Below are 13,668 nucleotides of genomic sequence, written 5' to 3'. Positions count from 1 at the left end.
GAAAACAACCCTGGTTCGCGGGAGGAAGAGATGACCGATGCCATTCTGTACGACGTGCCGAAGCCCGGCGTGGCCCACATCGTCCTCAACCGCGCCGACACGCGCAATGCCCAGGACACGGCCTTCCTCTATGCATTGAACGAGGCCTTCGACCGCGCCGCGCTCGACGACAGCGTGAAGGTGATCGTGCTCTCGGCCAACGGCCCGCACTTCTCTTCGGGCCACGACCTGCGCGAGGTCGACGGCCACGGCAACATGGCCAAGCACGAGACTGTCGGCACCTGGGGCGGCTTCGGCAAGCCGGGCGCGGAGGCGCAGTACGCGCGCGAGCAGGAAATCTACGTCGGCTTCTGCGAACGCTGGCGCAACCTCCCCAAGCCCACCATGGCTTTGGTGCACGGCAAGGTGATCGCCGGCGGCCTGATGCTGATGTGGCCCTGCGATCTCATCGTCGCCGCCGAGGACGCGGAGTTCCTCGACCACACCGTGGCGATGGGCGTCGGCGGCGCGGAGTTCTTCGCGCATCCCTGGGAGATGGGCGTGCGCAAGGCCAAGGAATTCCTGTTCACCGCCGACTGGCTCACGGCTCAGGAAGCCCATCGCGTCGGCATGGTGAACCACGTCGTGCCACGCCAGGACCTGCAGTCGTTCGGCCTCGCGATGGCCGAGCGCATCGCGCTGAAGCCGCTGTTCGCGCTGAAGCTCGTCAAGCAGGCCGTGAACGCGGCCCAGGATGCGCAGGGCCGGGTGAGCGCCATGCAGACATCATTTGCGCTCCATCACCTCGCGCACACCCACAACATGCTGGTCCACGGCAAGCTGATCGACCCGACCGGCCTGATGCCCGCGATCAAGAAGCAGGAGAAGGCGGCAGATTAGCCGGGGGCGCGCCACTCCAGTGGCGCGGTCATGAATCGCGCCACTGGAGTGGCGCACCCCCGGCGCATCATGCCTTCTTCACCATCACCTCGAGGAGGGTGGGGCCGTCGGTGCGGGCGAGGGCCTTGTCGAGGGCGGCGTCGAAGCCGGCCGTCGTGTCCACCCGTTCTGCCGCGACGCCGAAGCCCTGGGCGATGGCGGTGATGTTCATCGGCGGATCGTTGAAGTCCATGCCGATCGGCGTGTCATTGCCGTGGAACAGTTTTAGGCGGTTCTTGAGGATCTGGTAGCCCTCGTTGTTGGTGATCAGGAAGATCACCGGCAGCTTCTGGTTGGCCGCACTCCACAGCGCGGTGATGGAGTACATGGCGCTGCCATCGCCGATCACGGCGACGACGCGGCGCTTCGGCTCGGCGATCTGCACGCCGACCGCCGCCGCGATGCCCCAGCCGATGCCGCCGCTGACATTGCCGAAGAAGCTGTTGCGGTCACGGAAGGGGAAGTAGCTCGGCAGGGTCGTCGTGCTGGTGAGGCCTTCCTCGACCACGATGGCGTCCTTGGGCAACTTCTCGCTCATGCGCATCATCACCCACTCGGCCGGCAGCGGCTTGTCGGTGGTGGCGGGCGTGGCGAGCTTGGCCTTGCGCTGCGCGCGCTGGGCGCTCCAGTTGCGCGGCGCGATCTCCGCCATCGCAGCCTTGGCGCGGTCGGCGAGAGCTGCGCCGCCCAGCTTCTTCAGGAGCGGCACAAGGGCTTTCAGCGTCTCCTTCACGTCGGCGCGCAGCGCGATCTCGGCCGGGAAGTTCTTGCCCATCTCCCAGTCGCGCTGGCCGATCATCGCCACCTTGGTGGTCTCGGGCAGCGGGTCGGTCTCGCTCCACACCGACATCTTCAGGAGATCGGCGCCGACGCAGAGCATGAAGTCGTAGTCGGAGAGCACACGGCGCACGTACTTCTGGTCCCGGTTCAGCGCGCCGAGATAGGCGGGATGCTCCGACGGGAAGTGTGCGCCCCAGGCCACGGTCTGCTGCAGCACCGGCGCGCCCAGCGCTTCGGCGAGTGCCGTCGCTTCCGCGAAGGCATCGGAGGTCGCGATCTCGTGACCGGCGAGGATCACCGGCTTCTTGGCCGCGAGCAGGCGGCGGGCGAGCTGGTCGAGCGCGGCATCACTCGGGCGCACCGCGGTGTCGACTCGCGTCGCTTCGCCCATGTCGATGGCGGCTTCGTTGTTCAGGATGTCGCCCGGCAGCGAGATGAACACCGGGCCGGTCGGTTCGGTCGTGGCGACCTTGGCGGCGCGGCGCAGGATGCGCGGCAGGTCCTCGATGCGGTTGACCTCGGTCGCCCACTTCACGACCGGCTGCGCGATCGGCACTAGCGGGGCGTAGAGCAGGGGCTCGGTTAGGCCGTGGCCCTGCTCCTGCTGGCCCGCGGTCACGATCATCGGCGTGCCCGACATGAACGAGGTGTAGATCGAGCCAATGGCATTGCCGAGGCCCGGCGCCACATGGACGTTGCACGACACCAGCTTACCCGAGGCACGGGCATAGCCGTCGGCCATGGCAATCACGATCGCTTCCTGCAGGCCCAGCACATAGCCCATCTCCGGCGCCGAGGAGAGGGCATGCATGATCGGCAGTTCGGTCGTGCCGGGATTGCCGAACATCCGCGAAACGCCTTCGTCCTTCAGCACGCGCAGAAAGGCATCGCGACCGGTGATGGTGTTGGTGACGCGCGCGTCGGGCATGGTTCGCTCCCTCTTCAAAATCCGGGGCGAACGTAGCGCGGCGGTGCAGGCCGTGGAATGATCCTGTGGGGGGCCAATGAAAGGCGACGCCGCGATGCGAAAGCCGGAGACCGATCTGGAGGAGAGGATCGAACGCCTGCGCTGCTGGCGCGGGCCGGTGGCGATGTCGCCGCTGATGGGCGGGCTCACCAACATCTCCTATGTCGTCGAAGACGGCGGCGAGAAGTTCGTCGTGCGCTGCGGCGAGGACATTCCCGTCCATCACGTTTTCCGCGACCGCGAGCGCGCCGCCTCCGAAGCGGCACACGCGGCCGGCTTGTCGCCGGAGATCGTTCATCTCGAACCCGGCCTCATGGTGATGCGCCACCTCGAGGCGCGGACCTTCACCGAGGCCGATCTCCGCGCCAATATCGGCCGCCTGGCGTCGCTCCTAAAGCGCTGCCATCGCGACGTTGGCCAGCATCTCGCCGGCCCGCCAAACTTCTTCTCCGTCTTCCGCGTGATCCGCGACTATGCGCGTTCCATCGCGGCGGCGGAGAGCCTGTTCACGTCCGACCTGCCACGCTACCTCGACGCAGCCGGGAAGCTGGAGCACCAGCAGGCACCGATGCCGATCGTCTTTGGCCATCACGACCTGCTGCCCGGCAACGTTATGGACGACGGCAAGCGGCTCTGGCTGATCGACTGGGAATATGGCGGCTTCGGCACGCCGCTGTTCGATCTCGCCAACCTGTCGTCCAACGGCGGCTTCACCGAGGCCGACGACGCGGCCCTGCTAGATGCCTATTTCGAGGGCGAGGTGACGAAGGCCATTCGTCGGTCGTTCGATGCCATGAAGGCCGCCAGCGCTCTGCGTGAGGCGATGTGGGCGATGGTGTCGGACGCCCATCTCCACGTACCCGGCGCCGACTACAAGGCGCATGCCCGCGAGTATCTGAAGCGCTTCGAGGACCTGATGCCGCATTGAGTGCCTGTCTTCCCGCGCGCGGTGGCGCAGTCGCGCCCCGACAGCTACTTCGCGCAGATCAGCGGCACTTTCGAGAAGATCTCGATGGAGCAGATTTCGTTGGGGAAGAGCACCCAGACGGCGGCGAGTACGATGACCAGGAACAGGGCGGGCCGCAGGATGCGCAGCACCGTGGGCACGACGACCCGCAGGCCCCAGTAGGCGACCAGCAGGCCGACGACGACGGCGAGCACACGATATTGCGTGCTCCACGTTTCCCAGGAACCGAGACCTGCCCGGTTCAGCAGTTCCTTGAGATAGTCCACCGGAGTGTCAGTCGCGGAACGGATCGGTCATCAGGATCGTGTCTTCGCGCTCCGGGCTGGTGCTGAGCAGCGCCACCGGGCAACCCACCAGCTCCTCGACGCGGCGCACGTATTTGATGCAAGTGGCCGGCAACTCGCCGAAGGAGCGGGCGCCGCGGGTGCTCTCGCTCCAGCCTTCGAAGGTTTCCCAGATCGGCTTCAGGCGGGCCTGCGCCCCCATGGTGAAGGGGAAGCGTTCGATCCGCTTGCCGTCGACTTCGTAGCCGACGCAGACCTTGATCTCCTCCATGCCGTCCAGCACGTCGAGCTTGGTGAGCGCGATGCCGTCGATGCCGTTCAGCTTCACGGCCTGGCGCACCATCACCGCATCGAACCAGCCGCAGCGGCGGCGGCGACCTGTGTTGGTGCCGAACTCGTTGCCGCGATCACCCAAGCCTTGGCCGATCTCGTCGGTGAGTTCGGTAGGGAAGGGGCCATCGCCGACGCGCGTCGTGTAGGCCTTGGCGATGCCGAGCACGTAACCCACCGCGCCGTTGCCCATGCCGCTGCCGATCATCGCCTGCGCTGCCACCGTGTTCGACGAGGTCACGAACGGGTAGGTGCCGTGGTCGATGTCGAGCATCGTGGCCTGCGCGCCCTCGAACAGGATGCGCTTGCCGTCGGCGCGCAGCGCGTCGAGCCGCTCCCACACGTCTTCGGCGAAGGGCAGGATCTTGGGCGCCAGCTTGAGCAGGTCGGCGAGGAGCTGTCCGGCGTCGACCGTCGGCCGGCCCAGCCCCTGGCGCAGCGCATTGTGGTGCGCCAGCAGGGTGTTGACCTTCTTCTCCAGCATGTCGGGTTCGCCGAGATCGCCGACGCGGATGGCACGGCGGCCGACCTTGTCTTCGTAGGCCGGGCCGATGCCGCGGCGCGTCGTGCCGATCTTGATGGTGCCCGGCACGTCCTCGCGCCAGCCGTCGAGGTCGCGATGCAGCGGCAGGATCAGAACGGCATGGTTGGCGATCTTCAGCGTCTCGGGCGTCACGGAGACGCCCTGGCTCGTGACCTTCTTCACCTCTTCGAGGAAGTGCCAGGGATCGACCACGACGCCGTTGCCGATGATCGAGAGCTTGCCCTTGCGCACCACGCCCGACGGCAGGAGCGCCAGCTTGTAGGTCTGGTTGCCGATGACGAGTGTATGGCCGGCATTGTGGCCACCCTGGAAACGCACCACCACCTCGGCGCGCTCGCTGAGCCAATCCACGATCTTGCCTTTGCCTTCGTCGCCCCACTGGGCGCCGATCACTGCCACGTTGGCCATTCCACTATCCCTTCAGACATGAAAACGCCTCCCCGGGGCCGGTGCCGGAGAGGCGTGAGGTCGGATAGCACTTCCCCTCGCCGGGGGCGAGGTCAAATGCATCCTCAGAGGGGGACTGCCTCCCCATCGATCAGGGCATGGCTGCAGCGTAAACGCTTGGCTTCGGCGCGGGGCTCCGGGGCTGCGACGACAGCGCGCACGACGGCATAGCCCTTGGCCTGCCACGGGGCGGCGTCGCGCCAGGGCGTGCCCATCTCGACATAGAGCCGCGGCCGGTCGAGCGGCGGCTCGGACGCGGCCAGGACGGCATCCATATAGAGCGTGAAGCCGGTGGCGGGTTCGCTGACGCCATCCTCGGGATAGCCGGCCGAATAGCGGCCGCCGCGTGCCAGCTCCTCGCGGCCCTTCAGCGCGAACACCGAGAAGGAAACACCGGTCTGATATTCGAGGCCGCGATATTCGACGGGATCGATGGTGAGCGGCAGGTCGGGCTCGGCGGCCTGGATGAGCGTCACCACCTCGGCCAGCCGCGCGGCTTCGGCGGCGGCATCCGCCGGCAGTTTCAGCTTGCCGAGCTGGGCAATGCCGCGATCGGCCGGGCCGGCGGCGCGCAGGAGGCCTGCGAACATGTCCGCCGCCTTCTTGTCGGTCGCGGCCTTGGCGAGGGCGCCTTCGTCCTTGCGGTCGAGCGCACGGCGCAGCTTGCGCAGCGCCTCGGCCGGCTGCTTCAGGCCGGCGGCGACGGCAGCCACCAGGGTGGGCAGGTTGAGATCGACCGTGAGTTCGCCGACGCCGATGGCGCGCAGCGCGTCGATCGTGAGCAGGATTGCCTCGGCGTCGGCTTCGGCGCTGTCGACGCCGATCAGCTCGGTGCCGACCTGAGCGAACTGGCGTTCGGGCTTCAACGCACTGCCGCGCACGCGGATCACGTTGCCGCCATAAGAGAGGCGCAACGGCCGCGGCTCGTGCTTCAGTCGTGTGACAGCGATGCGCGCTACCTGCACCGTCATGTCCGGACGCACGCCCATCATGCGTTGCGAGACGGGATCCATCAGCCGGAAGGTCTGCGATGCGAGCGCGGCGCCGGGACCGCCCAGGAGAGATTCCTCGAACTCGACCAGCGGCGGCTTCACGCGCTCGTAGCCGAAGGCCGCGAAACGTTCGATGGCGATGTCGATGGCGCGAGCTTCGCGCGTCGCATCGGGAGGCAGAAGATCGGCAAGTCCGGCCGGCAAAAGGCCACGATGGTCATTGTCATTGGAAGGCATGATGCCGCTTGATAGCCGATTGCCGTCGCCAAGGGGAGCGGCTTGAGGCAGGCGCGCAAGGCCTGTAAGGTCCTTCCTCGAAGCCCGCGACCTACGTCATCTGGAGGACGAATGAGCCTAAAAGTGCTCATGGTCTTCCCTCGCTTCAACGAGAATTCGTTCTGGAGCCTGAGGGCGGCCTGCAAGATCTACGGCGCTCAATGTCCGGCACCTCCGCTTGGGCTCATTACGCTAGCTGCACTGCTGCCGCAGGAATGGAACATGCGGCTGGTCGACCGCAACGCGCAGACATTGAAACCGGCCGATCTCGCCTGGGCCGACGTCGTGATGACCGGAGGCATGCTGCCCCAGCGCGTCGACACACTCGAAGTGATCAGGCTTTGCCACGAAGCGGGCAAGACGGTGGTCGTGGGTGGCCCCGATCCGACCTCCTGCGAGGAGATCTACGAGAGCGCCGACATGCTGGTGTTGGGCGAGGCCGAGGGCATCATCGGCGAGTTCGTGGCCGCGTGGAACCGCGGCGAGCGCAAGGGCAAGCTGCGGGCGGAGAAGTTCACCGCGGACGTCACGACGAGCCCGGTGCCGCGCTTCGATCTGATCACGACGGGCAACTATCTCTATGTCGGCGTGCAGTTCTCGCGCGGCTGTCCGTTCAACTGCGAGTTCTGCGACATCATCGAGCTCTACGGCCGCGTGCCGCGCTCGAAGACCAACGAACAGATGCTTGCCGAGCTGCAAGCGCTCTACGATACCGGCCATCGCGGCCATGTCGATTTCGTCGACGATAATCTGATCGGCAACAAGAAGGCGCTGAAGCGCTTCCTGCCGGTGCTGGAACAGTGGCAGGCCGAGCGCGGCTTTCCCTTCATGTTCTCGACCGAGGCGTCGATCAATCTCTCCGACGATGCGCAGCTTCTCCAGATGCTGGCGCGCGCCAACTTCTTCGCGATCTTCGTCGGTATCGAAAGCCCCGACACCGACACGCTGATCTCCACGCGCAAGAAGCAGAATACGCGCCGCAGCCTGGCCGAGAGCGTGCACAAGATCTACGCCGCCGGCATCTTCGTCATCGCCGGCTTCATCGTCGGCTTCGACACGGAGAAGGCCGGCGTCGCCGAGGGCATGATCGACTGCATCGAGGCGACCAGCATTCCCGCGTGCATGGTCGGCCTGCTGACGGCGCTGCCCAACACGCAGCTCTTCCGCCGCCTCGACAAGGAACAGCGCTTGCTGCCGTTCCAGAGTGACTTCAGCGGCGATCAATGCACCGCCGGCATCAACTTCATCCCGAAGCGGCCGCGCCGCGATATCCTCGCGGACTATCGCGAGATCCTGGCGTCGGTCTATGCACCCGACGCGTACTTCGATCGCGTACGCACGGTTGCGCTGGCGCTGCGTCGTCCGACATTGGGCGATGGTGCACCGAAGAAGATCGGCTGGCGCGAGGCCGTCGCGCTGATGAAGATCATGGTGCAGATGAACATCCTGCGGCCGCAGCTCCGCCGCCCGTTCTGGCGCACCGTCGTCGAGGTGGCGAAGAAGAATCCGGCGGCGCTGGAAGCCTGCCTGATCCAGATGGTGCTCTATCTCCATCTCGGCCCGTTCGCGCAATACGTGCAACGCGATCTCGATCGCCAGATCGCGGAACTCGACAACGAACCGGAACAAATCTTCATACCACCCGCCGCCATCGCTGCGCAGTAGCAGCGTCGGGCCTTCCTTCACGGGACTCACTGTCATCCTGAGCGAAGCGAAGGATCTCATGCCGGTTGCAAACGGCGTCGAGGTCCTTCGCTTCGCGCAGGACAAGGGCCGCTGGTGCCTCGACACACTCAGGCTTCGTCGTCTATCCCATCCTGATCACGTTGCCGCCGGGACTTGAAGACTAGCCACTCGGGCAGCGGCCCGAGTTCATCTGCCAACGGTTTCGGTTTGACACCCTTGAAGATCACCTTGTGCGGCCAGCCGCTCTTCACCGGCCCGAGGCCGCTAGTGTCCATGCCGATGATAGACATGGCGCGCAGGTGCTTTCGCAACTGGCGCTCAAGGAAGAAGCGCGGGATGTCGTTGATGAAGTTCCCAGTGTATCGCTGTCCGGCGGCCTCTGCGACTGCCTCCACTCGCTCGGAGAAGGCATCATCGCTGAGGGCGCCGATGCGAGAGCTGAAATCGATCCATATGTCGACGTCGCCGAAGTCAACTGCATCGGGGTCGAGTGTGCTGCCGTATTGGACGATACGCTTGATGTAGAGTGGCGACTGATCGCAGGCGTTGATTTCACGCGCGCGTTCGAGCGCGGCAGAGATGGCCTGGGCCGCTTTCTTCCGGTCGAAACGCCGGGTAAGGCGAACGGTGCGCAGACGTTCGCCCTTTTCCGTCAGCTTCCACTTGCTACTCATCTTCTTGGAGAAGGCGGAGCGCTCACCGGCGGTCGCGGCGGCGACCAAGCCCTCCGAGATCAGGCGCTTCCAGATGGCTTGTGCCTCACGGAGGGTGGCGGGCTTGTAGCCCAACTCCCAGCGCGCTGATATCTCAACGCAATCGGTATCGTTGCAATGGCGGCGAAGGATATTGCGCAGGTCGCGCGTGATGCGACCGGCTTTCAGGGCGGCCTCGATCCCGGCGTACCAGCGTTCAGTGCTCAGATAATCGCGCACGATCTCTTGGTTCACCTGATGGTGCTTCGCGAAGTGGCGCAGCAAGGCGCGACCCTCGCTCACCGATAGGCCAGCGATTAATCCATCGTGCTTCAAAAGGTTGGCTCCTTTCGATTGCCTTGCACTTTGTCGCGCCGAGCTGAGCCGATCCCGAGCACGCGCACTGCTCCAAGCTACACACATCGCTTATTTTTTGAAGTCGGGTGGGCCGCCAACGAGGCGCAATTGAGGTAGCAACACCGCCTCACCCTGAGGAGCGAGCGCAGCGAGCGTCTCGGTGGGCGCGAGCACCATGCCTGAGGCCCATCCTTCGAGACGCACCGCTACACGGTGCTCCTCAGGATGAGGTAATCCAGCTTGCGACAATCTCCCCACATTGACGTCACGCGCCTCTCCCCGTATATCGGCGCCGGGCCACGCTCCCCCACCGGAGTGCAGCTCTTCTGTAAGGGAGAGGTTATGATGACTAAGCCGAACATGCGTCCGGCGCGTCCCGATTTTTCATCCGGACCCTGCGCCAAGCGTCCTGGCTGGACGCCCGAAGCTCTCAAAGATGCCGCCACGGGGCGGTCCCACCGATCCAAGCTCGGCAAGAAGAAGATTGTCGAAGCGGTCGATCGCACGCGCAGCGTACTGGGCATTCCGGCGGACTATCGCATCGGCATCGTGCCGGCGTCGGATACCGGCGCGGTCGAGATGGCGCTGTGGTCGCTGCTCGGCGCGCGGCCCGTCGACATGCTGACCTGGGAAAGCTTCGGCGAGGGTTGGGTCACCGACGTGGTGAAGCAGCTCAAGCTCAAGGACACCCGCACCTTGAAGGCGCCCTACGGCCAGATCGCCGATCTCAAGGCGGTCGACTGGACGCACGATGTCGTCTTCACCTGGAACGGTACGACCTCCGGTGTGAAGGTGCCGAACGGCGACTGGATCGCCGACGACCGCGAAGGTCTCGCGATCTGCGACGCGACCTCGGCCGTCTTCGCCATGGACCTGCCGTGGCAGAAGCTCGATGTCGTGACCTGGTCCTGGCAGAAGGTGATGGGCGGCGAGGGCGCGCACGGCATGCTCGTGCTGAGTCCGCGCGCGATCCAGCGCCTGGAGAGCTACACGCCGGCTTGGCCGCTGCCGAAGATCTTCCGCCTGACCTCGGGCGGCAAGTTTTCCGAAGGCATCTTCAAGGGCGAGACGATCAACACGCCGTCGATGCTCTGCGTCGAGGACGCGATTGACGGCCTGCGCTGGGGCGAGAGCGCCGGTGGGTTGAAGGGCCTGATGGCGCGCTCCGAGGCGAACCTCGGCGTGCTCGAGAAGTTCGTGGCCGATCGCAAGTGGATCGCCTTCCTCGCGGCCGACAAGGCCGTGCGTTCCAACACCTCGGTCTGCCTCGTCATCACCGCGCCGTGGTTCACCGCGCTGCCGGCCGACAAGCAGGCGGCGGCGGCCAAGAAGATGGCCGACCTGCTCGAAACCGAGAAGGCGGGTTACGACGTCGGCTCCTACCGCGACGCCCCGCCGGGCCTGCGCATCTGGTGCGGCGCCACGGTCGAGAAGAGCGACCTCGAAGCCCTGCTGCCGTGGCTCGACTGGGCCTATGGCGAGATCGAGCGCGAGTTCGGCAAGGCTGCGGCCTAGAAAAATCACCTCACCCTTCGAGACGCGTCGCCGCGCGACGCTCCTCAGGGTGAGGTTCCCTTCTTAGGAGTCCTAGAAAATGGCCAAGCCTAAAGTTCTCATTTCCGACGAGCTGTCCCAGCGCGCTGTCCAGATCTTCTCCGAGCGCGGCTGCGACGTCGATTTCAAGCCGGGCCTGAAGCCGGCCGAACTGCGCGCCATCATCGGCAACTATCACGGCCTCGCCATCCGGTCCGCGACCAAGGTCACGGCCGAGGTGCTGGCGGAAGCCAAGCAGCTCAAGGTCGTGGGCCGCGCCGGCATCGGCGTCGACAATGTCGACATCAAGGCCGCCACCGCCAACGGCGTCGTGGTGATGAACACGCCGTTCGGTAATGCCATCACCACGGCCGAGCACGCCATCGCGCTGATGTTCGCGGTCGCCCGTCAGGTGCCCGATGCCAACACCTCGACCCAGGCCGGCAAGTGGGAGAAGAACCGCTTCATGGGCACCGAGCTCAGCTTCAAGACGCTGGGCCTGATCGGGTGCGGCAACATCGGCTCGATCGTGGCCGAGCGCGCGATTGGCCTCAAGATGCGCGTCGTGGCCTACGACCCGTTCCTGAGCGACCAGCGCGCCACGGAGCTCGGCGTCGAGAAAGCGACGCTCGACCAGGTGCTGGCGCGTGCGGACTTCATCACCGTGCACACGCCGCTCACCGAGCAGACCAAGAACATCCTGAGCCGCGCCAACCTGATGAAGACCAAGAAGGGCGTGCGCATCGTGAACTGCGCGCGCGGCGGACTGGTCGACGAGCTGGCGGTGCGCGACCTGCTGGTTTCCGGCCACATCGCCGGTGCGGGCTTCGACGTCTTCGTCGAGGAGCCGGCCAAGCAGAACGTGCTGTTCGGCACGCCCAACCTCGTCTGCACGCCGCATCTCGGCGCCTCGACGGTGGAAGCGCAGGAGAACGTGGCGCTGCAGGTCGCCGAGCAGATGGCCGACTATCTGCTGACCGGCGCCATCACCAACTCGCTCAACATGCCGAACGTCTCGGCCGAGGATGCGCCCAAGCTGGCGCCGTTCCTCGACCTCGCCGAGAAGCTGGGCTCGTTCGCGGGCCAGCTCACCGACACCGACATCAAGGCCGTGTCGATCGAGTACGAAGGCCAGGTGGCGGCGCTCAACATCAAGCCGCTCTCCCAGGTGGCGCTGATGGGGGTGCTGCGCCCGCAGCTCGACACGGTGAACATGGTCAACGCGCCGGTGATCGCCCGCGAACGCGGGATCGAAGTGGCCGAGGTCAAGCACGAGCGCGACAGCGACTACAACTCGCTGATCCGCCTCTCGGTTACCACCGAGAAGTACACGCGCTCGGTGACGGGTACGCTGTTCGGCGGCAAGCATCCGCGCATCGTCGAGATCAAGGGCATGGAGATCGAGGCCGAGTTCGCCCCGCACATGCTCTACATCACCAACGACGACAAGCCGGGCTTCATCGGTCGGTTGGGCACGATCCTGGGCGAAAACAACGTCAACATCGCGACCTTCCATCTCGGCCGCGACAAGCCGGGCGGATCGGCCATCGCGCTGGTCCAGGTCGACCAGCCGATCTCGAAGGACCTGATCGGCAGCATCAGTGCGGTCGAAGGCGTTGTCCAGGCGAAGGTGCTGGGCTTCTAAAGAGGCCTCGATCCCGCTCGCGTCGAATTGAGTGGAGGATCTTTCTGCTCCCGCTATCCTCGGTGTAACGAAAAGAATGCCACCGGGGAGCGGAGGTCGTGGGGAGCGATCGGGAAACCGAAGCCATCGGTCTGCTATATGACGCGACGCTCGGTCATGTCGCCTGGAGCGATGTCGGGCGTTGCCTGACGTCTTTGTTTGATGGTTCGACGTTCACTCTGACGATGCAGAGTTCCCCCGACAGCCCTGTCGACATCGTCGACATGCAGGGGATGATACCGAAGGTCGTCGAGCTCTACGGCGCTCACTACTACGAGGAAGATCCCTGGCGTTTGGCCGCGCTCAAGCACCGCGTCTTCGATCGCGCGGTGCTGGGCACCGATCTCGTCAGCAACCTCGAATGGCAGAACAGCCGCATCTACAGCGAGCTGATCCGTCCTCATACCGATGTCTTTCACGGCGTCATGGCCAGCTGCACCTTGCCCGGTGGCGGCGTCTATGCGTTCGGCATCCATCGGCCGCGCCGTGCCGCGCCCTTTGCGCGCGAGGCGACCGAGGTGCTGCAACGCTTGCTGCCGCATGTCGGCCGCGCGCTGCAGGTGAGGGCGCGTCTCGGCGCCGCTCATCGGGCGGAAGTCGTCGCGGCCGCGGCGCTGGATCACCTGTCGTTCGGCGTCGTGCAGCTCTCTGTGGCCGGCCGGCTGGTCACCGCCAATCGTGCGGCGCTCGCAATGCTGGGCGGGGGCGACGGCCTTCTGCTCACCGCCGCCGGCGTGCATGCGGTGCTGGCGGGCGACGATGCGAAGTTGCAACTCGCGATTGCGCAGGCTGCGCAAACCACCGCCGGCGAGGTCGGGGGTGGGGCAGGCGGCTATCTGCGCATCGCGCGGCCGTCGGGCCGGCGGGCCTATACGGTTGTCGCGACGCCTCTTGGCCTGGATCGCGGCTTCGACCGCGGCATGCTCACGCCACAGCACGCGGCTGTCATGCTGATCATCACTGATCCCGAGACGGCACGCACGGTCGAACCGCGAACACTGTCCGCCCTGTTCGGTTTTACACCGGCCGAAGCACGCCTCGTCGGCCTGCTGACGACAGGACTGTCGCTGCCGGCGATCGCCAAACGGCTGGGGGTGAGCTTCGAGACGGCGCGTACGCAACTGGCGAGTGCGCGCGCCAAGACCGACACCGCCTCGCAGGTCGATCTCGTGCGCCTGGTGTTGACGGCGCTGGTGCCGGTCGGCTGAAGC

General features: G+C 65.7%; 11 protein-coding genes. 6 read left to right on the top strand and 5 right to left on the bottom strand.

From position 1 onward, the window contains the following. The first annotated feature begins 30 nt into the window (after nt 1-30). Nucleotides 31-879 carry an enoyl-CoA hydratase gene (locus EPO50_RS18945; protein ID WP_296346567.1) on the top strand — a complete coding sequence of 283 codons (849 nt, stop codon included), beginning with the start codon at nt 31-33 and terminating at the stop codon, nt 877-879. A gap of 67 nt (nt 880-946) precedes the next feature. Here the strand turns inward: EPO50_RS18945 and EPO50_RS18940 are convergent, their stop codons facing one another. After that, a complete protein-coding gene (locus EPO50_RS18940) occupies nt 947-2,626 on the bottom strand; it encodes a thiamine pyrophosphate-dependent enzyme (protein WP_296346566.1) in 1,680 nt (559 codons plus the stop codon). Nucleotides 2,627-2,702: 76 nt separating this feature from the next. Here EPO50_RS18940 and EPO50_RS18935 point away from each other — a divergent pair, with 76 nt between their 5' ends. Next, nucleotides 2,703-3,593, top strand: a complete 891-nt coding sequence (locus tag EPO50_RS18935; RefSeq protein ID WP_296346565.1) for a choline kinase family protein — start codon at nt 2,703-2,705, stop codon at nt 3,591-3,593. Between the two features lie 44 nt (nt 3,594-3,637). Here the strand turns inward: EPO50_RS18935 and EPO50_RS18930 are convergent, their stop codons facing one another. The 3 genes from EPO50_RS18930 to EPO50_RS18920 form a co-directional block, all read right to left on the bottom strand. Next, nucleotides 3,638-3,898 carry a hypothetical protein gene (locus EPO50_RS18930; protein WP_296346564.1) on the bottom strand — a complete coding sequence of 87 codons (261 nt, stop codon included), beginning with the start codon at nt 3,896-3,898 and terminating at the stop codon, nt 3,638-3,640. A 7-nt stretch (nt 3,899-3,905) separates the two neighbouring features. Further along, a complete protein-coding gene (locus EPO50_RS18925; RefSeq protein ID WP_296346563.1) occupies nt 3,906-5,198 on the bottom strand; it encodes an adenylosuccinate synthase in 1,293 nt (430 codons plus the stop codon). 104 nt (nt 5,199-5,302) lie between these two features. Beyond that, nucleotides 5,303-6,466 carry an ATP phosphoribosyltransferase regulatory subunit gene (locus EPO50_RS18920; protein WP_296346562.1) on the bottom strand — a complete coding sequence of 388 codons (1,164 nt, stop codon included), beginning with the start codon at nt 6,464-6,466 and terminating at the stop codon, nt 5,303-5,305. Between the two features lie 111 nt (nt 6,467-6,577). Here EPO50_RS18920 and EPO50_RS18915 point away from each other — a divergent pair, with 111 nt between their 5' ends. Further along, on the top strand, nt 6,578-8,170 hold the full coding sequence (locus EPO50_RS18915) for a B12-binding domain-containing radical SAM protein (RefSeq protein WP_296346561.1): 1,593 nt from the start codon (nt 6,578-6,580) through the stop codon (nt 8,168-8,170). A gap of 128 nt (nt 8,171-8,298) precedes the next feature. Here the strand turns inward: EPO50_RS18915 and EPO50_RS18910 are convergent, their stop codons facing one another. Then, entirely contained in the window at nt 8,299-9,168 is an 870-nt protein-coding gene (locus EPO50_RS18910) for a hypothetical protein (protein ID WP_296346560.1), read from the bottom strand. A 417-nt stretch (nt 9,169-9,585) separates the two neighbouring features. Here EPO50_RS18910 and EPO50_RS18905 point away from each other — a divergent pair, with 417 nt between their 5' ends. The 3 genes from EPO50_RS18905 (at nt 9,586) to EPO50_RS18895 (ending at nt 13,665) form a co-directional block, all read left to right on the top strand. Then, nucleotides 9,586-10,755: a phosphoserine transaminase gene (locus EPO50_RS18905; RefSeq protein ID WP_296346559.1), complete on the top strand. Its 1,170-nt coding sequence runs from the start codon at nt 9,586-9,588 to the stop codon at nt 10,753-10,755. Between the two features lie 79 nt (nt 10,756-10,834). Further along, nucleotides 10,835-12,418: a phosphoglycerate dehydrogenase gene (gene serA / locus EPO50_RS18900; RefSeq protein ID WP_296346558.1), complete on the top strand. Its 1,584-nt coding sequence runs from the start codon at nt 10,835-10,837 to the stop codon at nt 12,416-12,418. A gap of 98 nt (nt 12,419-12,516) precedes the next feature. After that, the gene (locus EPO50_RS18895; RefSeq protein WP_296346557.1) at nt 12,517-13,665 is read left to right on the top strand and encodes a hypothetical protein; all 1,149 of its coding nucleotides are present in this window, start codon (nt 12,517-12,519) and stop codon (nt 13,663-13,665) included. Nucleotides 13,666-13,668: the final 3 nt, after the last annotated feature.

This window comes from Reyranella sp. (assembly GCF_004297405.1).
In the GTDB taxonomy this organism is placed as follows: domain Bacteria; phylum Pseudomonadota; class Alphaproteobacteria; order Reyranellales; family Reyranellaceae; genus Reyranella.
This window is presented reverse-complemented; position numbering and strand designations above follow the sequence as displayed.

What these genes read in the sequence shown, in the direction of transcription:
- EPO50_RS18945 (WP_296346567.1), top strand. Translation starts at nt 31, where the DNA reads ATGACCGATGCCATTCTGTACGACGTGCCGAAGCCCGGCGTGGCCCAC.
- EPO50_RS18940 (WP_296346566.1), bottom strand. Translation starts at nt 2,626, where the DNA reads ATGCCCGACGCGCGCGTCACCAACACCATCACCGGTCGCGATGCCTTT.
- EPO50_RS18935 (WP_296346565.1), top strand. Translation starts at nt 2,703, where the DNA reads ATGAAAGGCGACGCCGCGATGCGAAAGCCGGAGACCGATCTGGAGGAG.
- EPO50_RS18925 (WP_296346563.1), bottom strand. Translation starts at nt 5,198, where the DNA reads ATGGCCAACGTGGCAGTGATCGGCGCCCAGTGGGGCGACGAAGGCAAA.
- EPO50_RS18920 (WP_296346562.1), bottom strand. Translation starts at nt 6,466, where the DNA reads ATGCCTTCCAATGACAATGACCATCGTGGCCTTTTGCCGGCCGGACTT.
- EPO50_RS18915 (WP_296346561.1), top strand. Translation starts at nt 6,578, where the DNA reads ATGAGCCTAAAAGTGCTCATGGTCTTCCCTCGCTTCAACGAGAATTCG.
- EPO50_RS18905 (WP_296346559.1), top strand. Translation starts at nt 9,586, where the DNA reads ATGACTAAGCCGAACATGCGTCCGGCGCGTCCCGATTTTTCATCCGGA.
- serA (WP_296346558.1), top strand. Translation starts at nt 10,835, where the DNA reads ATGGCCAAGCCTAAAGTTCTCATTTCCGACGAGCTGTCCCAGCGCGCT.